The sequence below is a fragment of the Roseibium sp. genome (assembly GCF_965233565.1).
GTDB lineage: Bacteria > Pseudomonadota > Alphaproteobacteria > Rhizobiales > Stappiaceae > Roseibium.
Genome location: NZ_OZ247494.1, coordinates 1,771,398 through 1,796,827, shown reverse-complemented (window position 1 = coordinate 1,796,827; position 25,430 = coordinate 1,771,398). Strand labels below are relative to the sequence as shown.

General features: G+C 60.1%; 3 protein-coding genes (1 of these 3 only partly in view). All 3 read left to right on the top strand.

Going from position 1 to position 25,430, the window contains the following annotated elements:
- Tightly spaced (each overlapping or abutting the next), the 3 genes in view from ACO6TG_RS08465 to ACO6TG_RS08455 form a layout consistent with a single transcriptional unit that may run on beyond the window.
- Positions 1 to 12,286 carry the 3' portion of an amino acid adenylation domain-containing protein gene (locus ACO6TG_RS08465; protein ID WP_422377767.1) on the top strand. The gene continues 3,290 nt to the left of window position 1, outside the view, so only the last 12,286 of its 15,576 coding nucleotides appear in the window; the start codon falls outside the window, past its left edge; it ends in the stop codon at positions 12,284 to 12,286.
- The gene (locus ACO6TG_RS08460) at positions 12,283 to 16,362 is read left to right on the top strand and encodes an amino acid adenylation domain-containing protein (RefSeq protein WP_422377766.1); all 4,080 of its coding nucleotides are present in this window, start codon (positions 12,283 to 12,285) and stop codon (positions 16,360 to 16,362) included. The genes ACO6TG_RS08465 and ACO6TG_RS08460 overlap by 4 nt, the downstream gene beginning before the upstream one ends.
- Positions 16,362 to 25,430, top strand: coding sequence for an amino acid adenylation domain-containing protein (locus ACO6TG_RS08455; protein WP_422377765.1), 9,069 nt, complete (start codon positions 16,362 to 16,364; stop codon positions 25,428 to 25,430). The genes ACO6TG_RS08460 and ACO6TG_RS08455 overlap by 1 nt, the downstream gene beginning before the upstream one ends.

Genomic DNA, 25,430 nt, shown 5'->3' with positions numbered 1-25,430 from the left:
CGAAATCGATCCCGACGGCTCGGAGCGGGAACTCACGGTGGTCTGGACCTATGCGTCTTCGCTTTTCGAGCGTGCGCGCATGGAGACCATGTGGGAATGCTACGACGAATTGCTGGCGCGTTGCATCGAGGCACCGGAGACCGCGCTGGCGAACCTCCCAACCCTTTCAGCACGTCTTCGCCAACAGATCACCCTGAATTGGAATCCATGCAGCGCCGAAGAGCTTGAGCCGTATTGCCTGCACACACGTTTCGAAACACACGCTGAAAGGACGCCCGACGCCGTCGCAGTCACCGATCTTGGCGGCGGTGCGCTTACCTATGGCGAGCTGAACGCCGCCGCGAACCGGCTTGCCCGGCACTTGCGCCGTTTCGGAGCCCGGCCAGAACGGCTCGTTGCCATACATATGGATCGTGGCGTTTCGATGGTGGTTGCCATGCTCGCCGCGGTCAAGGCGGGAGCAGGTTATCTGCCTCTGGACCCCACGCATCCGGTGGAACGGATCCGCTTCATCCTTGAGAATGCGGAGCCTGTGGCAATCCTCACAGACGGGACGGTCGAGGAAGAGAGATTTTCAGCGAACGGACTTGCCATTCCCTTGATCGATATCACCGAGACAGGTTTCTGGCAGGCAAATCCTGCGTCCAACCTGTCTCCGAGCGAGAGCGGGATCGGTCCGGAGGACCGCGCCTATGTCATCTACACCTCCGGATCGACCGGCAGGCCAAAGGGCGTGGAAGTCGAGCATCGTCAGATCAGCAGCCTGTTTCAGGCAACTGAGAGCAAGTTTGCATTTGACCCCACGGATGTCTGGACCTGCTTTCACTCCTTTGCCTTCGATTTTTCCGTCTGGGAGCTTTGGGGAGCATTGATCCACGGCGGCAAGGTCATCGTCTTGCCCAGCGACATGGCACGCAACACGGCGGAGTTTCTCGCGCTCCTGGTCCGCGAACGCGTGACGGTTCTGAACCAGACGCCCGCGGCCTTCCGCGCCCTGATCGAGGTGCAGGGTGAAACGGAGGCGGAAAAAAGTCATTGCGTTCGTCAGGTAATCCTGGGGGGCGACATCCTCGATGTATCGTCGTTGAGTCCCTGGCTGAAACGTCCGGAGAATGCCGGTTCGGTGATCACCAACATGTATGGCATCACCGAGACAACCGTGCATGTAACCGAATGTGACATGTCGAAGGAACTCATCGAGGACGTCCGGCCAGGCAGTCCGGTTGGCCGCAAGCTCGATCATCTGAAGCTCTATGTTGTTGACCGGAACGGCGCTCTTTGTGCGCCTGGCGTGCCGGGCGAGATCCTCGTGGGCGGGGCCGGAGTGGCTCGGGGGTATCTACGCAATCCGGATCTCACGGCCGAGCGGTTTGTCGATAACCTCATTGTTCCAGGGGAACGGCTCTACAGGTCCGGCGACCTTGCCCGGTTCCGTAACAACGGTTCGGTCGAATTCCTGGGACGGATCGATCACCAGATCAGTCTGCGGGGCTACCGGATCGAACCCGGCGAGATCGAAGCCGCGCTGGTTGCATGCGGAGCCGCGCAGGCTTTCGTGATGAAGCGAGAGGAACGGCTGGTTGGCTATGTGGCCGGTGCGCCGGATCTGGATGAGCTGCGGAACGGTCTGAAACGCCATCTCCCTGACTACATGATACCGTCAGCCATACTGACGCTGGACACTCTGCCATTGACGGCGAACGGCAAGATCGACCGCCGCGCGCTCCCTGATCCGGATGAAACAGATCTCGATCTTGAGATCTATGTCGCCCCGAAGGATGAGACCGAAAGGCGGATTGCCGCAGTCTGGTCCCAGCTTCTCCGTGTCTCGCAAGTCGGCCGGAGCGCCAACTTCTTTTCCCTTGGCGGTCATTCCCTTCTTGTAATTCGTGCAATCGGATTGCTTCGTCAGCAAGGCATTTCGGTTTCTGCTGCGGACTTCCTCGCCAATCCGGTCCTGTCGGATCTCGCGCTCCATTGCAGCACGGAGAACAAGGCGGAGGCCGACTGCGTCGGCTTCGTCATGTCAGATGCCGAAAGGGCAGCAGTCGAGAAAGCCGTTCCCGGCGGCCGGGACAATCTCCAGGATGCCTATCCGCTCGGTCCTTTCCAGGAAGGGGCATTGTTTCACCATCTCATGACGAGCGAGACCGATCCTTACACGATCTGGCGGGGCTACCGCTTCCGTTCGAGAGTGGAGGTGGATCGATATGTCGAAGCCCTCCAGACGGTCATCGACCGGCATGACGCCCTGCGCACCGGTTTTGTCTGGCAGCAGCTCGTTAGCCCCCTCCAGTTCGTCGCCAGGCATGCTCCGGTCGAGCTGGTCGAGCTGGAGACCGTTCTGGACCGCGAGAGTGACCCTGTCGTTCAACTCGAGAAGATCCTCGGGCTCGAAACTTTTCGCTTCGACCTGTCAAAACCGCCGTTGTTCAAGCTTTACCATGCGCGGGATGTCGATGGCGCCCATGTGGTGCTGAATGTCTTCCACCATATCATCGACGACAATACCTCGCTGAAACAGCTTGACTTCGAAGTCGCGCAGGTCATGCGGGGGAAAGTCGCTGAGCTGCCTGAACCGGTGCCATTCCGGCCCTACCTGCTTGCCATGCGCGAACAAATGGAAACGCCTGAGGCGGCGGCATACTTTGGAGCTCGGCTGGGGCAACTAACGGAGCCCACGGTTGCCTTCGGATGCGACGTGTCGGTCGAAGCGCTTAAGATGACCCATGCCCATACCGTGTTTCTCCGGGACGGGTCCCTTGCCCTTCTCAGAAGGGCGGCGAGTGCGGCCGGTGTGTCGTTGGCCGCATTTGCCCATGCGGCTATGACGCTGCTGATGATGAAGGGCAGCGGCCGCGAAGAAGTTACCTTCGGCTCGGTCATGACGGGGCGGATGAACGCTGGAGCAGGTGCCGAACGTGTTCTCGGCCCTTTCATCAATACGTTGCCATTCAGTCATGGCCGCCCTGACCTGGCTCCGCGCGCATTTCTCAACCATGTGCAGGGTGAACTCAACGGCCTGATCAGGTTCGAAAATACCTCGATCCCGTTCATTCAACAGCTCAGCGGCATCAAGGCCCCGAAGATGCTGTTCAATGCCCTGCTCAACTATCGTCATCGCGATCCGATGGCGGATGGCGATCAATCGGGACGTGTTCTGCCAGATGTGGAAGAGCTGTCCTGCCAGGAACGATCCAACTTCCCGCTTTCCGTCGATGTCGACGATGCCGGCGGTTATGTGCGGATCGCTGTGACCGCGAGCGGCGGGAAACAGTCCTCCCAGATCGCCGCAATTCTCGTCGATATTTGCCTCAATCTTGCTCGCCAGGTCGAGACCGGCTCCGACATCCCGGTTTCGGACATCGTGTCGAAGGCAGGGCAACATTCCACCGCAAAGGATCTTTCGTCAGCAATCCTCATGGGAGCCCCTCTTGCGTCGCCCGAAGGCAAGGCAATTCACCATCACTTCGAGGAGCGGTCCAGCCAAACTCCGACTTCTGTCGCGCTTGTCGATGGCGACAGATGCATGACCTATCGGGAACTGGATGAGGCTTCCAACCAGCTCGCACGCGTGCTTGTTCGGCGCGGGGTCGGTACGGACCGGATCGTGATGCTCGCGATCCCCCGGAGTCTCGAGCTCGTTACGTACATCTTGGCAACGCTCAAAGCAGGTGGAGCCTATCTGCCGGTGGACCCTGAAGGCGGACAGGCCCGTCTCGAGGCGATCTGCAAGGACGCCGCGCCGCAGGTCATCGTGTGCCTGGACGAGAGAACGGAGTTCTTTGCGGGCGAAACGGTTGCGTCCGTGTCGGATCTTCTAGAACAAAGCCGGGGCCTGCCGAAAGAAAGATTGGCGCAAGCCGGCGAGGGCGTCTCTGAAAGCGCCGCAGCCCTTGTCATCTACACGTCGGGCAGCACCGGCACGCCTAAAGGCGTTGTCGTTGAACACCGTAACCTTTCCGCTGTCGTCGATGCCTGGCATCAGGGTCTCAATCTCGGGCCGCAAACAACGGTTCTGCAGATGGCGTCCGCTGCGTTCGACGTTTTCACCGCCGATGTCATTCGAAGCCTCTGCTTTGGCGGTAAACTGGTTCTAGCTGGAAGGGAAAGCCTGCTCGATCCGCAAGAATTGGCGGCGCTTATCAGGAAAGAACGGACGAATTTCGCCGACTTCGTGCCTGCGACCCTCGACATGCTGATGCAGTCCCGGTGGGGGGACGAAGAATGTTTCGGCCATTTCGAAACCGTTGTGTGTGGTTCGGACCGGTGGAGTGCCCAGTCCGCCACCCGTTTGCGGAGCTTGTGCGTTTCTGACGCGAGGTTGCTGCATGCCTATGGCCTGACGGAAGCAACGATTGACAGTCTTGTGTCTGTTCTTCCGACCAGTCCGGAGGCAATAGACCGCCTGTCGCTCGGCCGACCGTTGCCAGGAATGTGCGCGGCCATTCTGGATGAGCGGGGCGATCCGGTCGCCAAAGGCGAGGTGGGGGAGCTCTATGTCGGCGGTGCGGGTGTCGCGAGAGGGTATCTGAACCGGCCGGAATTGACGGCTGAACGGTTCGTGGAACTGGATCTGTGTGGCCTCGGACGGATGTACCGAACCGGTGATCGCGTGCGTCTCACGGAAGACGGCGACGTGGAATTTCTTGGGCGGGCCGACAATCAGGTGAAAGTGTCCGGACACCGTATCGAACCCGGCGAAGTTGAGGCTGCTTTGCTGCGCGCCGGTGCCGGTACCGCCGTCGTTGTCGAACGTTCCGGGTGTCTGGTTGCTTTCACCGATGATGCCGTTTCACCGGAAAAGCTGAAGACAGCACTGCTCTCGGACCTCCCGGCCTATCTTGTGCCGTCCCGGATCCTGTCCCTGTCGCGTTTTCCCTTGACTGCAAACGGCAAGATTGACCGGGAAGCCCTGGATTTGCCTTCTTCGAGCGACGCGGAAGACCCAGCGTTCGAGGCCCCGCGGTCCGATATGGAAAAGCTGGCCGCATCCGTCTGGGCAGAGATCCTTGGGATCGCCCGCATCGGGCGTAACGACAGGTTCTTTGACATTGGCGGTCATTCAATGCCTGCGGTGCGGGTTGCTCTTCGGCTTACCGAAATCCTCAAGCGGGACATTCGGGCAGTCGAGCTTTTCCGCAAGCCTTGCCTGAGCGAATTCGCCAGTGCTCTGGAGGAGAGCAACCCGGATACTCTGCCGGACATGGAGCCGGCCGATCGGTCGCAGCCACTCGAGTTGTCTCCCTCGCAACGCCAGCTCTGGCTTGCGACCAGGGAAGGTAACGCGAACGCGGCCTATAACATGCCGTTGTTCCTGCACCTTACCGGAGAGCTGGACGCAGCGGCGCTGCAGACGGCATTGAATGCAGTCCTGAAACGCCATGAACCGCTGCGGACGCTGATCGCCGAAGATGAAGGGGAACCGGTTCAGAAAATTCTGCCACCGGATACGACACTCTCCCTTTCGGTCCAGGACATGACCGGTGCCGATACAGACGAGATTGAAAGGCTACGGGAGCTTGAACTCGCGAGACCAATTGATCTGGAACGCGACCTTCCGATCAGGGCGACTTTGCTGAAGCGCTCCATGAGCTGCCACGAATTGCTGCTCACGATCCATCATATCGCGGCTGATGGATGGTCCATCGGCGAGCTGTGGCGGGAACTGGCGAGCTATTATGCTCAAGTCCGGGCAGGGGAGGTTCTGGACGTTCGGGAACCGTCCGCCACCTATGCGGATTATGCCGCGTGGCAGAATCGCTGTCTCCAGTCCGGTGCTTTTGCTGGCCAGTTGGAATACTGGAAGGAAAGGTTGGGTGATGCGCCGCCCACCTCGACGCCACCACCGGACCAGCCGCGCTCAGGCAATCGGGACTACAAGGGAAGAGCGCTTCCGGTTTCCTTCGGCAAAGAGCTGACCGCCGGCCTGAACTCAGTGGCCAAGCAGTGCGATACCACCGTCTTCACGGTGCTGCTGGCAGGGCTGGCGCTGGTCGTCGGCAGGTTTGCCGGGCAAAGTGACCTCGTTCTGGGTATTCCCAATGCCAATCGGCAAAAGTCCGAAACGCAGAACCTGATCGGTTTCTTCGTCAATACACTTGCGCTGCGTGTCGACCTTTCGGAGGCCTCCGGTTTTGACGAACTCGTAGCGCAAGTGCGGGAAAGGTTCCTCGAAGCGCAGGACAACCAGCATATTCCGTTCGAAGAAATCGTTCGTGTCCTGAACCCTCAAAGATCGGCAAGCTTCAGCCCGTTGTTCCAGGTGATGCTGGCCTGGGAAGGGGACGTCGAAGAGCCGCCTGCGATGCCGGGTCTCAGCGTGGAATTGCTGCCGCATGAGCGTCGGTCAGCCAAATTCGACATGTTGCTCGGACTGCATGGAACAGCCGACGGCATTCGAGGAAGCCTTGAATACTCCACTGCGCTGTTTGAGGACGATACGGCATTCCGGCTTCTTAAGGTGTTGGAACGACTGCTGGAGCAGGTCCGCCGGACACCCGGTATCGCATTGGCGGAAATCGATTTTCTGGGCGACGTGGATCGAAGCAGGATTCTGACAAGCCTCTCAAGTGGCGCTCGCGTGGACTACTCCGGGGTACCGCTCTGGCATCGCTTCGAGAACCAGGCCAGAAAGACGCCGAATGCGCCGGCTCTCGAGTTCAGCGGCGATCGACTGGACTATGCCGGCCTTCTGGAAAACGCGGAGCGCATCGCCTGGGCGATGCAGCAGTCCGGTGTTGAACCTGGAGACCGGGTTGCGATCAGCCTTGACCGTTCCTTTGACATGGTCGCAGGCGTGCTGGCAACGGCCCGTGTTGGTGCGGTCTGCGTGCCGGTGGATCCGGCCTATCCGGCCGATCGCCGTGCCTTCATCCTGAAGGACGCCGAGCCGAGGGTATGGATTGCCCGTGAAGGCGACACGCCCGGGATGCCGAACGCCGGACAGGCGGTCATCCACCCGGAAACCCTTGAGAAAAGCCGGAAGCCGTCTTCTGTCCCCGCCCATGAGAGTGGTCCGGATGACGTGTGTTACATCCTTTATACGTCTGGCAGCACCGGTTGGCCGAAAGGGGTTTCCCAAACCCATCGGATGCTGTGCAACCTCGTCAGCTGGCAGACTGACACAGACCGGCAGAAAAGGCCGAATCCTGCTCGTGTGCTGCAATTTGCATCGCTTAACTTCGATGTTGCCTTCCAGGAAATCTACACCACGCTTTCGGGAGGAGGTTGCCTCGTTCTTGTCGAGGAGGACATGCGCCGCGATATGGAGCAGCTCGGCAAGTTTCTCTCGGAAGCCGGCATAGACAGGGCGTTTCTGCCTTTTGCCGTACTCCAGCAACTCGCGGGCTTCGAACAGCCTCTGGGAGGCGCTTGCGAGATCATCACCGCCGGCGAGGCCCTTGTTGCGACAGAGGCGGTCACGTCCTTTGCCCGGCGGTGCGGCGGCCGGGTGCTGTGCAACCAGTACGGTCCCACTGAGACGCACGTGGTGACCGAGCAGGTGCTCGACATCGCCGACATGGCCGATTGGCCGGCGCGCCCGCCAATCGGTCGTCCGCTGCCCAACACCCGGGTCTACATCCTTGGCCCAGATTTGGAGTTGCTGCCGCAGGGGGCGATCGGTGAAATCGTCGTTGCGGGTGAATGCGTGGCGGCCGGTTATTGGAACAACCCGGCACTGACACTGGAGCGGTTCGTCGACGATCCCTGGGGGAACGATCCGGGGCGCAAGATGTACCGCACCGGAGATCTGGGCAGGTTCAATCGAGAAGGGGCGATTGAATATGTCGGTCGTCAGGATGACCAGATAAAGATCCGCGGGTTCCGGGTGGAACTCGGTGAGGTCGAAGCTTCTATACTGGATCTTCCCGGTGTCGAGGAGGCTGCTGTAATCGCGCAGCCGACACCTCGCGGCGATCTTGAACTCGTTGCTTTTGTCCGCGGACAAGTCGAATTCGAAGATCTGAAGCTTGCTCTGGCCAAACGATTGCCGGAGCACATGATGCCCTTGCGCTGGCAGCAACTGGCAAGTTTTCCGATCACGGCAAACGGCAAGATCGACCGTCGGGCATTGGCAAAAGATGTTGTCGAAAGCCGGCCGAATGATCACGAGCCACCTGTCGGTGAAACGGAGCAGCGTCTTGCGGCGATCTGGGAAGAAATTCTCAAGGTCAACGGTGCCGGACGCCGAGAAACGTTCTTCTCCCTCGGGGGGCACTCGCTCCTGGCGGCGAAGCTGATCCACCATATTCGTTCAGTATTTGCGGTCCAAATCGGGCTGAGCGACATCTTTCAGCATCCCTCGCTGGCCGATTTGGCTGCAGTCGTCGATGCCCGACGGGCAACGTCGCCGGGTGCCGAGGATGTCGTTTCGATCGTTGCAGACCCTGACAATCGCTATTGCCCGTTCCCTCTCACGGACATTCAGGAAGCCTATTGGGTCGGTCGATCAGAGGGAATTGGCCTCGGCGGGGTCAGTGCCCATGCCTATGACGAAAGACGTTTGACCGGGCTTGATCCGGAGCGGTTCGAGACGGCGCTCAATCGCCTGATTGCCCGTCATGACATGCTTCGCGTCGTGTTCCTCGAGGATGGGACACAGAAGATCCTCCAGGATGTGCCGCACTATACCGTTAAGATCGTGGATGTATCAGGCCTTTCGAGCGAAGATCGGGAGACCAGACTGGCAGAGACGCGCGAACGCATGTCCCACCAGCTGCATGATGCGACCCGTTGGCCCCTCTACGAGTTCGTTCTGACCCGTGTCGACGAGACCGTTTTCCATCTTCATCTCAGCATGGATTCTCTGATCGTCGACGCGGCGAGCGGTGACATTTTCATGCATGAACTGGTCACACTCTATCGGGATCCTGAAGCCCGGCTCCCGCCGATCGACGTAACCTTCCGGGACTATGTGCTCGCCGAACGGGCTATGCGCGACGCCCCCCAATACAAGACTTCCCTCGACTATTGGCTCGAACGGCTGGACACATTGGCCTCCGGGCCCGATCTTGCCCTTCTGAGGCAACCCGACAGCATTACGAAACCCAGGTTCACCCGGCGTGAGCATGTCGTGGATGCAGAAGAATGGTCGGCTTTGAAGAAACAGGCGGCTTCGCGGGGGCTTTCGCCTTCAGGGATGTTGCTGGCCGTCTTCTCGGAAGTTCTTGCCCGTTATGCAAAGACATCCCGGTTCACCTTGTCGCTTCCGCTATTCAACCGGCAGCCGCTCCACCCTCACATCAATCGTGTCATCGGCGACTTCACGTCGGTCGTGCTGTGTGAGGTCGAGGTTGAAGATGACCTTCCCTTCGCCGAATTCGCGCGGCAGGTGCAAACCCGCCTGTGGCGGGACATGGACCATGCCAAGGTGAGCGGGATCCGCATTACACGGGAACTCGCAAAGGCCCGGCAAAGCCAGCAGGCGCCGTTTCCGGTGGTTTTCAATTCGACGCTTGTCGCTGGCGATGTCGATCCGGTGGAACTCGGGTTTTCCAGGGAGCTGAAGGCCGAACGGGTGCACACGATCACGCAGACGCCGCAAGTCTGGATCGATCACACGATCGTCGAGATCGACGGCTGCCTCGCCTTCAACTGGGACAGCATCGACGACCTTTTCCCGGACGGGCTGATGGAGGCAATGTTCGCGGAATACCTGGAGCTTCTGGACCGGCTTTCCGCAGACGGGGGATGGAACGAGGTCCTCGCCGATCGCAAGCCGCTTCCTTCGGAACCTGCCTCCTGGCAACGGGAGGAGCTCGGCCTGTTGCACGACAGGTTCGACCGGCAGGCGGCTCTGACGCCGGATCTTCCGGCAATCCTCTCCGGACATCGGTCGATGTCCTACGCACAGGTGGCCGCGGAAGCCAGGTCATTGGCGGGACGTTTGCAGCAAGAGGGCCTGGAACCAGGCGAGTTGGTCGCCATCGCGATGTCTCCTGGTTGGGAACAGGCTGTTGCCGCGCTTGCAATCCTTTTCGCAGGTGGCGCCTATCTGCCGATGGATCCGTCGCTGCCTTCAGAACGGATCAGGTCCATCGTCGATCAGACCGGAGCGAAAATCGCCCTTGTGCAGCCCAAGGTTCAGATCGGTCTGCCGGGCGGGATGCGGATTATCGAGGTGCAGCCCGATCCGGAGGAAAGTGCCTTTGCTTTTCAGCGTGTGGAGCGTGTGGAGACCGACGTTGCCTATGTCATCTTCACGTCCGGATCCACCGGCGTTCCGAAGGGTGTCGTCATCGATCACGGCGGAGCCGTGAATACGATCCTGGACATCAACGACCGCATTGGTCTGATTTCGTCGGACCGCGTCTTCGCCTTGTCCGCCCTGAGTTTCGACCTGTCCGTCTATGACATTTTCGGGACGCTCACGGCAGGCGCAGCGGTGGTCTATCCGGAGGCCGATCTGGCACGAGATCCGGTCCATTGGCTGAAACTGGCTGACCGCTTCGGCGTGACGGTCTGGAACTCGGTACCGGCACTTCTTTCCATGTTTGTGGAGACCGCAGAGGCTGAACGCCGCTCGATTCCGGAGAGCCTGCGCCTTGCCATGCTGTCCGGTGACTGGATCCCGCTGACCCTGCCGGACCGGTTCCGCACCCTTTGCCCTTCCGCAAAGGTGTTGAGCCTCGGCGGTGCCACCGAAGCCTCGATCTGGTCCATATCGCACCCGGTGGACGAGTTGGACCCAAGCTGGAGCAGCATTCCCTATGGCACGGCCCTTCGCGGGCAGGGGATGCATGTCCTCGATAGCGCTCTGCGCGAACGCCCGGCCTGGGCAACAGGTGAAATCTACATCAGTGGGCGCGGTCTTGCGCTGGGTTACTGGAAGGACCGCGAGCGCACGGCGCGCAGTTTCATCCTGCATCCGGTCACGGGCCAGAGACTTTACCGTACCGGGGATCTGGGCCGGTATCGGCCAGACGGGATCATAGAATTCCTTGGCCGGGCGGATACGCAGGTCAAGGTTCAGGGCTACAGGATCGAACTGGGGGAAATCGAAAAAGCTCTGGAGCGCTACCCTGGTGTGCGGGCTGCGGCGGCACGGGTCTGGGGAGATAACATGTCGGCAAAGACGCTGGCAGGTTATGTGGTCATGAATGCGGGCAGCTTCGATGAAATTGCATTCAAGACCTTTCTTGAGACCATCCTGCCGAGCTACGAGGTACCATCCTCGATCATCCAGCTGGAGAATATGCCTCTGTCATCAAACGGGAAGGTCGATCGTGCCCGTTTGCCTGAAATTCGCGAAACCACTCCAGCACCTGCGTTGAGCTGTGAGTACGGTTCGGCCGAGGAGGAGCGTATCGGCGAGATCGTCTCCGGGATTATGGGAGGCCGGTCGGTAAAACCGTCGGACAACCTTCTGGCTTTCGGGGCAACCTCCATCGACATCGTCCGCATGTCGAATGCAATTGCTTCCGAACTCGGGGTTCGCCCGCCTCTTGCCCGCTTCATGCGCGCGCCGACGCTCTTGACGCTTCTTGAAATCTGGCGGGAAGCCCGTCCGATGCCCGAGGCGGCGGCTGGTGAGGCGGTATCCCGCGGGGGGCCTATCGAGGATCATGCCGCAAGGTCCTCGTTCAAGGAAGAAGAGCGGGGCTTGCGCAAATTGCCGTCGTCTGCCCGCAGGGTTGCGCTTCCGATTGCACCGGATACGGCTGATTACCGCAGACTTCGGTCCGTGCGGGAGTATCGGCGGGAACCGGTGCCGCTTGCGGCACTTGCCGGGCTTCTTGGTGCGCTCGCGCGAAACGGCGACGATGCTGCTCCTCGTTACCGATATGCCTCGGCGGGCGGTCTCTACCCGGTTCAGACCTATCTCTATGTCAAGGACGGGTTGGTCGAAGGCTGCGCTGAGGGAGCCTACTATTTCGATCCCAAAGCCGGCGCCCTGGTAACTTTGAGCGGGCAGGAGCGGCTGACAGCCGATGCCTACGACTTTTTCGTCAACCGGCCGACATTCGAGGGAGCCGCATTCTCGATATTCCTGGTGGCCGATCTGGCTGCGATAGAACCTCTTTATGGGGAGCAAAGCGAGGCATTCTGCCTGATCGAGACCGGCGAGATGGCACAGGAACTTGCCCATGCAGCTGCGAAGAACCGTCTCGGCCTGTGCGGGATCGGAAATGCGGAACCGGAACTCGTCGTCCGCCTGTTTGGGCTGGGGAGCGCACACAGGCCCATGTACTCGCTCCTGGGCGGACTTCGCGAGGACCTTGAAGACGATGCCGTCGACCCGTCCTTGACCTCGGTGGAAGAATACGAGGAGTTCGACCTGTGACCGCCCTTGAACTCCTCACCCGACTGGAAGAGCTGAAGGTCCAGCTCAGCACAGATGGCAAAGACCTGAAGGTAAAGGCTCCGAAGGGAGTTCTCTCCGGAGCGCTGAAAGACAAGCTGTCCCGTCACAAGGCCGAGCTCATCACGCTCCTCCTGTCCCGCCCCGAACAGACTGCCCCGGCATCTTTCGGTCAGACGCAACTCTGGTTTCTGGACCAGCTCTCGCCGGGCGATGCCAGCTACAACAACCCGTTGGCGCTCCGCCTGACGGGGCATCTGGACATTGCCGCGCTTGCTCGCGCCGTCGACGCGCTCTGCAGCCGGCAGACAGCTTTGCGAACTCTGTTCCGGTCTGGCGAAAACGGGTTGGAACAACATGTCATGGCCAGCCGGTCCGGTCTGCTGGACCGCCTTGAGGCCGGCCCTGAAAAACTCGAGGAACTCTTGCAGGAAGAAGCAGCCAAGGGCTTCGATCTTGCGTCGGATCTTCCTTTCAGGGCAAGGCTGCTGGAACTGGCGCCACGCGAGCACGTGCTCCTTCTCACTGTTCATCACATTGCGGCCGATGGCTGGTCCATCGGTCTGATCCTCAATGAACTGGCCGAGCTGTATTCGGCGGACGTAGAAGGACGACCATCCACTCTGCCGCCGCTCGAGCGGAGCTATTGTGACTTTTCCCGGCTGCAGAAACGGCGCGAGGAAGCGCAGGAGTTCCTGCCGCAACTGGAATTCTGGAAAAGCAGTCTGAAGGAATGCCCCGTTCGTGTCGGGTTCACGCCGGACCGCAAGCACCTTGCTGCTGAAGGCAACCCGGGAGCCCATCTGCAGGTGGACCTGCACGAAGGGATAGCCGAAAGACTCGACCGGTTCTGCCGTGAGACCGGAGTGACGCCCTTCGCGGTCTTCATGGGCCTGCACATGTGCGTGCTGGCGTTCAACAGCGGCGAGACGGACATTCCTGTCGGGTCTCCGGTCGCCGGTCGGGAAGACACCTCGCTGGAAAACCTGGTCGGGCATTTCATCAACACGGTCGTCTTGCGTCACCGCCTTGATTGGACGGAAAATTTCGCCGGCCTGTGCCAGCGTCTTTATGAGCAGCAGCTGGAAGTCATGGACAATGCCGAAGTTCCCTTCGATCGTGTCGTCGAGGCCGTGAACCCACCACGCAGCCAGGCTTTTTCGCCGTTGTTTCAAACCATGCTCATCTACCAGAACACGCCGCCGGGCCGCCTGAGGCTGACGGGGGTCGATGTCGAGGGGCTCGCGACGGACAGTGGCACGGCGAAATACGAGATGACCATCGAGGTCTTCCGGACCGAAAACCGGCTGCGTCTGGGGTTCGAATACCGTAGCGACCTCTATGACCGGCGAACAGTGGAAGGCTGGGCCGGACAGTATGAAACCGTTCTTGATTGGCTCCTTGACAATCCTCGAACCGCTCTCACCGAAGCCCGGTTCATCAGCAAAGAACTGGAACACAGCCTGATTGTGGACTTGGGGGCGGGCAGGGTACCTGCCGAGCCGCAAGTCGCAGTGCTTGACCGGTTTCAGGCCCAGGTGGACAGGTCGCCGGCAGCTGTCGCCATCCAGGAGGGCGAAACCTCGGTTTCCTATGCAGAACTTTCCGAGATGGTGGCGCAATTGGCTGGCTGGTTCCAGGCCGAAGGGATCGGGAAGGGGCGACTTGTCGGTATCTGTGCCCGCCGTTCTGCAAACACGGTCGCCGCGATGCTTGCGGCATTGGCGAACGGATGCGGCTGGCTCATGCTCGATCCGGACTACCCCGCCGATCGGCTGCACTGGATGATTGCAGATGCAAAACCGGCGCTGATCCTGACCGACGAGGCGGGCGAGGCTTCACTGGGCCTGCCGGCGCTGGACAATGCAATGTCTCCGACCGGCGAGAGAGCCAAGGTGGCACGGATAGACGGTCCATCAGCGCAGTGGCGACGTGCTGCTCAGGCAAGTCCATGCCCGGCGGCACAACAAGACCTGGCCTATGTCATCTATACCTCGGGGTCGTCCGGCCGCCCGAAGGGCGCCTGCCTGAGCGTTGGCGGGCTGTCGAACCTTGTCGGATGGACCATCGGAGCCTTCCCCTTGCGGGACGGAGCCAAGGTCCTGCAAAGGACCAGTCTCAGCTTTGACGCCGGCATCTGGGAAGTGTTCTGGCCCTTGTGTGCGGGACACACTCTTGTCATCGCAGCCGGGGAACAGGCTGCCGACCCGGTGTCCCTGGCGAACCTGATTGCGCGTCACGAGGTGGACGCGCTTCAGTTCGTCCCGGCAACGCTTCAGCTCTTCGCCGATAGACTGGATCTCGGCAGCTGTCCCTCTGTGCGCTATGTCTTTTGCGGGGGAGGTCAGCTTACCGGAGCGCTCGCGTCGACAGTTCTGACAAGGCTCCCGGAGGCCAAACTCGTCAATGTCTACGGGCCGACGGAAACAACCGTCGATTCGACCTGGCATGTGGTCGAAGCAGAGGATCTGGCAGGTGACAGCATTCCAATCGGTCGCCCGATTGATGGTGCCCATGTCCGTGTAGTGGATAGCTTCGGCAGATTGGTGGCGCCGGGCATGGCTGGGGAGTTGCTTGTTGGCGGCGCCGGGGTCGGTTTGGGTTATTTGAACCGCCAGGATCTCACGGATGAAGCCTTTGTCCCGGATCGGTGGGCCATCGACGAAAAGGTCTACCGAACCGGTGACCTGGTTCGTGTTAGCCATGACGGACTGCTGACATTCGAAGGACGACGGGATTTTCAGGTAAAGCTCAACGGTTTCCGGATCGAACTCGGAGAGATCGAAGCCGCGCTGGAGCGGGCCGGTGCGCTCGGTGCAGTGGTCGTTGCCGCGCACGAGCAACTGACGGCCTTCGTTCCGGGCAGCGAGGACGACGAGGAAACGCTGCAAGCCGCGATCGCGCGCGAACTTCCCTCCCACATGCAGCCACATCGGTTCCTATTTCCCGAGACCCTGCCGAGCTTGCCCAACGGCAAACCAGATCGGAAGGCCCTGTGCGAGCTCGCCGGCAAGTTCCGTTCCAATGCAGTCAATCAGACAAACCCACGGGATCAAACGGAACTGATCCTCTATCAGATCTGGAAGCGTGTGCTGACCCATCCGCATATCGGGATAAGGGACACGTTTTTCGACCTTGGGGGAAATTCGATAGCGGCAATTAAGCTGGCGCATGCCATATCGGAGTGCTTCGAGAAGAACATTCCTGTCCGGGAGATCTTCCAAAACCCGACCATTGAAGCGCAGGCGACCCTTGTTCGGGACAACACGTCCGGCCGGCAGGCAGACGATATCCTCATTGAATTTCGCAAGGGAGTTCCGGGACCGAAACTGATTTGCATCCATCCAGCCGGCGGAACGGCCTTTTGTTATCTGTCGCTGGCGCGTTCTCTCCCGGAAAGCATGGGGGTGATCGGGTTGCAATCGGTTGGCCTCAACAATGGAGAAGCTCCCCTGCAAGCGGTCGAGCAGATGGCCGAGCTCTATCTGGAGCGGCTTGCGCCTCATCTTGCCGGCCCCGTGATCCTGACTGGTCTTTCCTTTGGCGGTCTTGTCGCTCACGAAATGGGCGCGCGCCTCACCGCGAGAGGGCAAGAGGATGTTGCGGTGGTTCTTCTGGACACGCAGGGGACAGAGGACGAGCGGATCCGGCGGTCCATCGGTGAAGTCGACATGGACGACTTTCGCTCCAAGCTGGTGCGTTTCAACGGCACCTATCCGGGGATCGAGGATCGCCAGATCGAGCGGTATTTCACGGTCTATAACCAAAACCGGTTGTCGGTCCGCGAGTATGAGGTGCCCCCTACCAAGGCAAGAACCGTTTTCATCCAGGCCGTTTCCGATCTTCCGCGCCCGGCTCTCCATGAGACACGACGTTTCTGGAAGCGCCGCGCCCTGGGCGGTCTGTCCGTGAGATTGGTCCGGGGGGATCACTGGGACATGCTGGAAACCGAAGAGCTGGAGACCGTGCGTCAGGCCGTGCTCACGGAAGCATCCATTCTTGAAGGGGCTGACGAAAAGGTTCCCCTCAGGCTCCTGGAACTGGAAGGAGCCGAATGATGGAAGCTGGCGTAAACACACGCGAAGCTTCGCGTTTCCTGGATCTCCTAGAAAGCAGTTTTGCCAAACATGAGGTCTGCATTGCGGTCACGGACGGTGATGCGACCTTCACCTATGCCAGTCTCTGGGAGAAGGCCGGAAAGCTCGCCGAAAGCCTGCTCGGGCGCGGGTTCAATCCGGGCGATGTGATCGCGCTTGCGCTCCCGCGTGGGTGGCCGCTGGTCGTCAGCATGGTCGCGGGCGTTCGGGCTGGTCTAACGCTTATGCCGCTCGACCTCGCAAGTCCTCCGGAGCGGACCCAGCGTATGCTTGCCGATGCTTCTGCACGCGCGATCCTGGGACATAAGCGGAGTTGTCGAACACAATCGGCCGGAGACTTGCCTGTCCTGGATGTGGAAACGCTCTTGTCGCAAGACACCGGCGATAAGGTGCCTGTGTTCGGGGGAATGGCGGAAGACAGGACCGCTTTTCTTTTCTATACGTCAGGCTCCACCGGTATGCCGAAGGGCGTTCAAGTGACGACCGCCGGGCTGCTCAGGCTTGCTATGCAGCCGGGCTATGTCCCCATGGCCAAAGGAGATCGGACGGCCTGCCTCTCCAATACGGCCTTCGATGCCATCAGCTTCGATGTCTGGACCCCGCTCCTGACGGGTGGAACATGTGTCATCGTTCCCATGGACATTGCTGACGATGCAGACGGTTTTGCCAGATGGCTCGAGAGTGCTCGCATAGATCGCCTCTTCATGACGGTTGCGCTGTTCAACCTGCTTGTCGAAGAAGTGCCGACCTGCTTTGCATCTCTGGAAACGGTCCTGATTGGTGGTGAACAGCTCAATGCGGCCAAGGTGCGGGCCTGGTACGCTGCCAACCCACAGTCGCGCTGCACGATCCACAATGTTTACGGTCCGACCGAGCACACGACATTCGCTCTGAGCTATCCCATTCCCCGAAACCATCAGGGCGAGGTCGTGCCGATTGGCCGCCCGTTACCGGAAACGGTTGTCAAATTGCGCCGGCCGGATGGACATCCGGCGGATCCCGGAGAGATCGCCGAACTGCTGCTTGGCGGTTCCGGTCTGGCAAGAGGGTATCTCAATCGACCCGAGGAGACCGCCAGGGCCTTTGTTGTGCTTCAGGACGGAGAGGAAACGCGGCGTTACTATCGAACCGGAGATCTGGTCCAGCTCGACGCGGATGGTCTGGTGCGTTTCGTCGGCCGTATGGACCGGCAGGTCAAGATCCGCGGGTTCCGGGTGGAACCAGGTGAAGTCGAGGCAAGGCTCTGCGAATTACAAGGCATCCGAGGGGTCCATGTCTGCGTCAGAAAATCCTCTTCGGGTACGCTTCAGCTCCTTGCCTTCCTGATCGCGGACAAGGACCTGGACGAGGTCCGCTACCGGGAACAGGTCGCGGCAACGCTGCCGAGACAGATGCATCCGCACGCAAGCCTCCTGGTGGACCGCTTTCCGCTGAACGCAAACGGGAAAATCGACGAGGCGGCGTTGCTCGACCTGCCTGCCCGGTCAGTCGGCGAGATCGACACGACCGCAATGAGACCCGGGTCGGCGCATGACGACGCGCTCCGTCTCGTCGAAACGATCCTGGAGCAACGCCCTGTCGACGAGGGACGGACTTTCCTTGAATGCGGTGGGGACTCGCTGTCGGCAATGAGGCTCGCAAGCCGGATTTCAAGACAGTCTGGAAAAAGAATTCAACCTGGTGACCTGCTGAACCGGACACTGACCGAAATTGTTGAACTGCTTGCTGTTCCATCTTCGGAAACGGCCGGTCCCGAACGCATCTGGGGAACATTGAGCAGCGCCCCGGCCAGCAGCGAGCAGCTTCGTCTTTGGCTATTTCAGCAAGTCAATCCGCAGAGCCGAGCCTATGACGTGCCTCTGGTCTTCCACTTTGATGAGCAGGTGGATCCAGGCCGTCTCAAAGATGCGTTCCGGAAGCTGGCCCAGCGGCACCGGTCGTTGCGCGTCCGGTTCTGCGAGCAGGACGGTGAGCTTCGTCAGGTGCTGGAGGACTGGCCTGATACAGGCTTTTCGGTTCGCGAAGGAGACCGTTGGCAAGACGTTGCAGACGAAGTCTTTCGCATTCCTTTCGATCTCGGCAGACCGGATCTTTTCAGGGTTTTCTGGGTTCCTTCCGACCGGACCGGAGGGACCTTGCTCATTCATTGTCACCACATCGTCATTGACGGTTGGTCGCTGACAGAATTGCTGCGGGATCTCAGTCTTCTTTACGCGACCGGGAACGAAATGCTTCTCGAGCCGGCGGGAATGGACAGTCTCGATTTCGGAAACTGGCAACGGGCCTGGCGACGCGGCGAGGATTACCGCAGATCGCTGGAGGCGGCTTGCGGCGCAACCGGTCAGGAAGGACCCGTACGGGACAGGCTTCCTGCGAAACCCGGTCCTGGCAGAGAAAGTGCAGAGATCTTTCAAACGCGTCTTTCAGCCGAAGCCGCGGACCACCTGGCCGATTTTGCAAGGGTGCACGGGCTGACGCGGTTTCAGGTTCTGCAAGGCGCACTGGCACTTTCACTCGGATGCGTCCTGGGACTTGATCATTTCGTTATGGCAACGCCTGCTGCCAACAGAGCTCCTTCGGGAGCGCTGGAGGGGGTCGGCATGTTTGCAAACACGGTTCTGCTTCCCTGCCACTCGGTCCGGACTGGCAATGCGGGGCAAGCAATCGTCAATCAGGCACGGCGCACGGCGCGGATCATGGCGCACGACAGCGTGTTGCTCGAGGATCTCTTGACTGATCCGGTCTATCGCGAGAGTGTCGGAACTGGCGATTTCGATTTTCTCTTTGTTCTGGAAACGACCGATTATGATGCGTTGAAACTCGGTTCGGCGAAGGCAGACGTAGATTTTCTTCGTAATGCGGAAGCCAAGTGCCCGCTTCTCGTCACCGCATTCGATCACGGGGCCACGGTCGATTTCCATTGGGAAGCTGCAGTTTCGCGGATATCCGGGCAAGTTCTTCGGAAAATTCAGGACGTCTTTGAAGGGTTGCTGCAGGCACTGGGCGACGAAACGGCGCGACTGGATCATCTGTCCGCGAGCCGGTCGATCCTCGTGACCGCGGGAGGTGTTTCCACGTCGACCGGCAGCCGTATCATTGATGCATTCGACGCGGCTGTTGCTGCGTCGCCCGGGACATGTGCCCTCGTGACTGAAACGGGCTGCACAGTCAGTTACGAGGAACTCTTACGGCGGTCTAACCGGCTTGCGGCGACATTGCACAATGACCCGCGGATAGCCGGGTGTGGAGATGACGCCCTCAGGGTTGCGATAGCCATGTCAGGGGGTGCCGGACATATTGTTTCGTTGCTGGCTCTGGCTCGACTGGGACTGACAGTCGTACCACTCGACATGAGCTATCCGCTCCCGTTTCAACTTCAGGTGCTGGAACAGGCCCGGCCGGCGGTCATCCTTCACGATGGCACCCGCGATGATGTTTCTGAGCATGCTGCACTTTCAGCGCAAAACCATCTGCTCTTCGATGTGAACGACGTTTTGCCGGAACCGGAAAGCCAGGCAACCCGCATACAGGACGGGGCGCCCTTCTACATGCTGTTCACATCCGGTTCGACCGGCGTCCCAAAGGCTGTTGCGGTCTGGGAGGATCTCCTCTGGAACCTCCTCGCGTGGCAGAACAAGTCCAGTGGCGGCGCAAGAACCACACAGCAGTTTTCCAAGTTGTCGTTCGATGTTTCTTTCCAGGAAATACTCTCAACGCTTTGTTTTGGAGGAATATTCTGCCTTCTGAAATCAGAGTGGCGAACCGATATGTCGGCGCTTCTCGACAATATCGAACGCCATTCTGTCGAGCGAATTTTCATGCCGTATGTGGCCTTGCAGATTCTTGCCGAGGAAGGCCGTTCAAGCGCTCGATTTCCGGAAGAGCTTGGTGAGGTGATCGTCGCCGGAGAACAGCTGGTCTGCACCAGCGCGATCCGCGCCTGGTTCGCCGGCAGCCCCCGAGCACGTCTTGTCAACCAGTACGGTCCCACCGAAACGCACGTCGTCTCTGCGTATAGCTTGGAGGGCGCGAGTACAGACTGGCCCGACACAGTTCCGATCGGCACGGCCGTGCCGGGGTTCGGCCTGGCTGTCCTCAACGATGCCGGGGAAGCCGTTCCCTTTGGCCAGGAGGGACATCTGTGGATTGGTGGAGAGCTGATCCGCCGGTGTTACGTCGGCAATGCTGACCTCAATGCGTTCCACTTTGTTTCCCGGGATGATCTGCCAGGAGCCAGGACCTGGCTTTGGTACCGGTCGGGCGATCTTGCCGTCATGGATGCGGATGGCTGTTTATCCTGGACCGGCCGCAGCGATACGCAAGTAAAGATATCAGGGCACCGTGTGGAACTTGCGCAGATCGAGGATGTTCTCCGCGTCGCGTCCGGCAATGACAACACGATCGTTCAGCCGAACGGGGAGGGCCGGATCTGCGCATATTTCGTCGGTGAACCCGGGATTGCGAGCGAAACCGATCTTGACAATGCCATTCGGGTCACCTTGCCGGCGCATGTGCGGGTGTCCAGTTACCGGGTATTGACTGAATGGCCGCGCGCGCCGAGCGGCAAGATTGACCGTCGCAATCTGGAGCAGGCCGATTGGAAGCCCCTCAGGGTGCAATCCGGTGAGGACCTGCCTGCAACAAACACGATTGTCGCTGAAGTGCAGGCGTGCTTCGCTGTCGTGACTGGACGCAGTATCGCCGCCGGCCAGACATTTTTCGACGCCGGGGCAACCAGTTTGGACCTGGTCCGGATCAAGCAGAAGCTCGGCGAACATCTTGGTTGCAACATTGCGGTCACGGACCTTTTCTCCAATCCCACTCCGAGGGCCGTCGCGGCAGCGCTGGCAGGTGGGGAGCCAGTTGGCCGCGCGTTTGCGGCAGCAGATGGCCATTCCCCGGAACTGCCCCGGTCAGCCGATGTCGCCATTGTCGGAATGGCCTTCAATCTTCCCGGCGCCGCCACCACGGATGAGCTTGGCGCCATGATCAGTGGCGGTCTCTGCGGCATCGAGCGGATCGGTGAGGACCGGGGCGACCACGTTGCCGTCCGCAGCCAGATAGAAGGTCTGATGGACTTCGACCCCGGCTATTTCGGGATTTCGGACGCGGAGGCTGCACTGATGGACCCGCAGCAGCGTCATGCCCTGCTGAATGCTGTCCAGGCACTCGCCAATGCCGGTGTCGATCCGGATAGATCGGTTGCAAAGATAGGGATAATCGCCAGTGCTGGCGAGAATGTCTATTTTCAGCAGGTGTTGAAGCACGTTGACGGAAAGAGGCTGCCCGATGGCTTCCAGTTGGCGCTGCATCACGACAAGGATTACCTGGCGAGCAAGATTGCCTACCGCCTGGGGTTTACCGGCCCGGCCTACAGCGTTCAGACCGCCTGCTCAAGTTCGCTCGTCGCCTTGCATCTGGGGGCTCAGGCGGTGCGGTCCGGCGACTGCGACATCGTTGTCGTGACAGGGGTCCTCGCGGACCCGACACTGACTGACGGGTACCGCTATCGCCCGAACCACATTTTTTCCAGAGACGGAACCTGCCGTCCCTTTGACAGGTTGGCCTCCGGCACGATCGGTGCGAGCGGCGTCTGTTCGGTGGTCCTGAAGTCCGCTCCCGTTGCCATGCAGGATGGAAGTCGCCTGCATGCGCTTCTGCTCGGCAGCGCCATTAACAATGACGGCCGTGCAAAGATGGGTTACGCGGCGCCGTCTGCGGAAGGGCAGGCCGATGCGATCAAACGGGCAATGCGTCAAGCGGGTTTGACTGCTGCCGATATCGGCTTTGTCGAGACGCATGGAACCGGAACCGCCCTTGGAGACCCGATAGAGATCAAGGGGCTTTCCATTGCCTATGGTGGCGAGCATCCGGTCGTCCCGCTGACCTCATTCAAGAGTCAGATCGGCCATCTTGGTGCGGCTGCCGGTCTCGCCGGGGTTATTCGGGCCATTTCGGCGATGCGCATCGGCATGCTGCCGCCCTGTCTTCATTTCTCGGAGGAGAACGGGGAAACAAGCCTGTCTGCGCTGGGGTTCCGGGTTGTCGCGCAGGCAGAACCCTGGTCTTCGGACCGTCCCATGATCGCAGGCATCTCCAGTTTCGGCATAGGCGGCACCAACGCGCATGCGGTTCTGAGAGCCGCACCGCCACTTTCTGTGAAACAAGAGCAAACGGCAGACCGTCCGGTCCTTCTGCTGTCCGCGGCTGCTTTAACCGTGTTACGGTCATGGGCAGGACTGATCGCCGACTATCTCGAACGACACCCGGGGCAATTGCCCCAGGTTCTTCGGCACCTCCGGCTGGGACAACGTCACCTTGCCTTCAGAACCGCCGCCCTTTGTCCCGACTGCGAGACCGCCATTGGTTTCCTGAGGTCAGTCGAAAAGGGAGAAAAACCTTCCGCTCCCGTTGATCCTGACCTGGCCGATTGGCTGAATGGGGGCCCCTGGATCGAGAACGGGGTTGGGCCTTCACCGGATGACTTCCCGGCCTATCCGTTCGGATGCCGACGCTTCAACCTCCTTGAGACGAACGGCCAGCCAGCCATCGTCGAACCGTCTGAAACAGCAAAACGCAGCGACCCTGAAGACTGGTTGTACCAGGAATGCTGGATCGAGGCCGGACGCCTCCGCTCCCGTGATGAAAACACCGGCCGAATTCTGGTCGTCCAATCGCTTGAGCGCCTGCCGGAACAAACTGTCCGGCTGCTGGAAAGCACATACGGAGCCGTTGAATGGTTGCCGCTGGAGGAGCCGGTGGGTTTCGGTCAGGCGCGCGAGTTTCTGAAGGGTCTTTTGCAGCGATATCCGGACGCAAAGGGTGTGGACTGGGTCCATGCCGGAGCCCTGGGTGTCGAGGCGGGGCGAACCCGCCAGGCTCTCCTGCGTGGTGAACAGCTTTGCGTTGACGGTCTGGCTGCTACCGGACAGGAGCTGGCCAATGCCGGCCCGGCAGATCTTCGTCTTGTCGCGCTCTCCAGGAACGCTGCACCGGTTAGCGGCTCCGAACCCTTTACCTCGGCTTGTGTGCTGGGCTCCGTCCTTCCGGTCTTCAGGCAGGAAACCGGTCTTTCCACGCTTTGGATCGATGTCGACGATCAAGAGATGTCGGCAGGCCTTCTGGCTGCATTGCCGCACCTGCTGGAGCTTTATCGAACGGACAAGCTTGCAGTCAGGGGGCGGAAACTCTTTGCCGCGCGGATGATGCCGGCCAGGGAAAACCCTTCTGGGGGGGCAAGCGTGTTTCCCGACGGGCTCTATCTGGTCCTTGGTGGGACAGGCGGCATTGGTGCTTCCCTTGCGCTGGAAATCCTGTCTCAGACAAACACCAGGGTCCTTCTGGTCGGGCGATCTGCAACCGACGTCATGCCGGAAATGGCAGGTTACGAAGGACGCGTCCGCACACTACGCGCCGATCTGGTTACGCTGGAAGGCAGGCAGCAGGTGAAGCAGGCACTTCGTGATGAAGCCGGACCCCTGGCCGGTATTGTGCATGCGGTCGGGCTGGGACATGGCGCCTTGCTTGCACACCGGAACGCCGCCGAGCAGAGAAAATTGCGAGCGCCGAAGATCGAAACGGCGATATTCTGCGAGGAGTTGATCGGGGAATTCAGCCCTCAATTCGCGCTCTACTGCTCCTCGATGGCAGCGCATTTCGGGGGGCTTGGGCAATTCGACTATGCGGCAACCAATGCCGTTCTCGATGCTCTTGCCGTCATGGACGCGGATACCGGGGTTGGTACTCAGCGTCTTTCCATCAACTGGGATATCTGGTCCGAAGCAGGCATGGCGGTTCGCTCGACGGTGGGCGGAAAGACCCATACCGAGCATCTTGCAGTAGGACTGTCCAATGCCGACGGACGTGATGTGTTCCGAAGATGTGTGACATCGGGCCTCCCACGGGTGCTAGTGTCGACGGTTGACCCTGAAAGGGCCGCGAGCCGCTTTTATGGCGCGGTCAATTCAGCTGACCGCAGATCCGCCAGACACACGCAGGAAACTTCGGCAGCCACAGTAGTCCGGCACCTGAAGCAATTGCTGGACTGCGAAACGGTCACGGAAGCGGATCTGCTTTCTGACCTGGGAGTGGATTCGCTTGCAACGATCGAACTTTTGGAGGGCCTGGAGAAAGAGCTAGGCATTCGCGTCAACATCGCAGCGATTGGACCCCGGTCCTGCATTTCCGACATCGCCGCTCTGCTTTCCAGCGAGGTTCGCGCGGCGAAGGCGGAGAAACCGCTGCCGCAAGCGGAAATCTGGCGGTGGCCCGCTGGCGGTCCAATGGTCTGTTTCGTGCATCCGGTCGGTGGCGATGTCCAGTGCTATCATGATTTGGCCAATGCCCTGCCGAGCGAGACCGGCATCTGCGTGATCTCGGATCCTTCTCTTATTTCTCCGGGCGAAATCCACGAGACCCTGAGGCAGAAGGCCAATTGCTATCTGGATGAACTGCAGGCCGCTGTCGAACCTTTCGCCGGGGCATGGATCCTCGCCGGCTGGTCATTCGGGGCCTGTGTCGCCCATGAAATGGTTCGACTGCTCGAGGAGGAAGGAAGGCACATCGCCGGACTTTGGATGATCGACCCTCCTCCTCATCCCGAAGGCGGGGGCCTCGCAACGCTAAACGAAATCAGCCTCGACGCGGTTCTTGACAGCGAGCTTGCGACGGTATCGAGAACGCATTCAGGGTCTGAAACCGTCGGCGCACCTGACGGAGACTATGTGGCGAAGGTCCGCGGCGCCTGCATCCGCAACATCGGCCTCTTGCGCTCGTGGCGGCCTGGCAGGATCGCGGTGCCGACGCAAATTTTCCTTGCCAGGCAAGGGAGCTCACTAAAAGGAGCCGTCTTCGAGAAGCCGGCAGCGCAACAGCGAAACTGGTCGAGATCGCTTGGCAGCAAGACGTCGTTTCACCTTCTGGATGCCGATCACTACGGTATTGTCGAAAAACCTGCGGTTTCGCAGATTTCAGGTCTCTTGCTGTCTACAATCGACCGGAAGACCGTGGCTGGCGAAGCAGCGGAATAG

What these genes read in the sequence shown, in the direction of transcription:
- ACO6TG_RS08455 (WP_422377765.1), top strand. Translation starts at nt 16,362, where the DNA reads ATGGAAGCTGGCGTAAACACACGCGAAGCTTCGCGTTTCCTGGATCTC.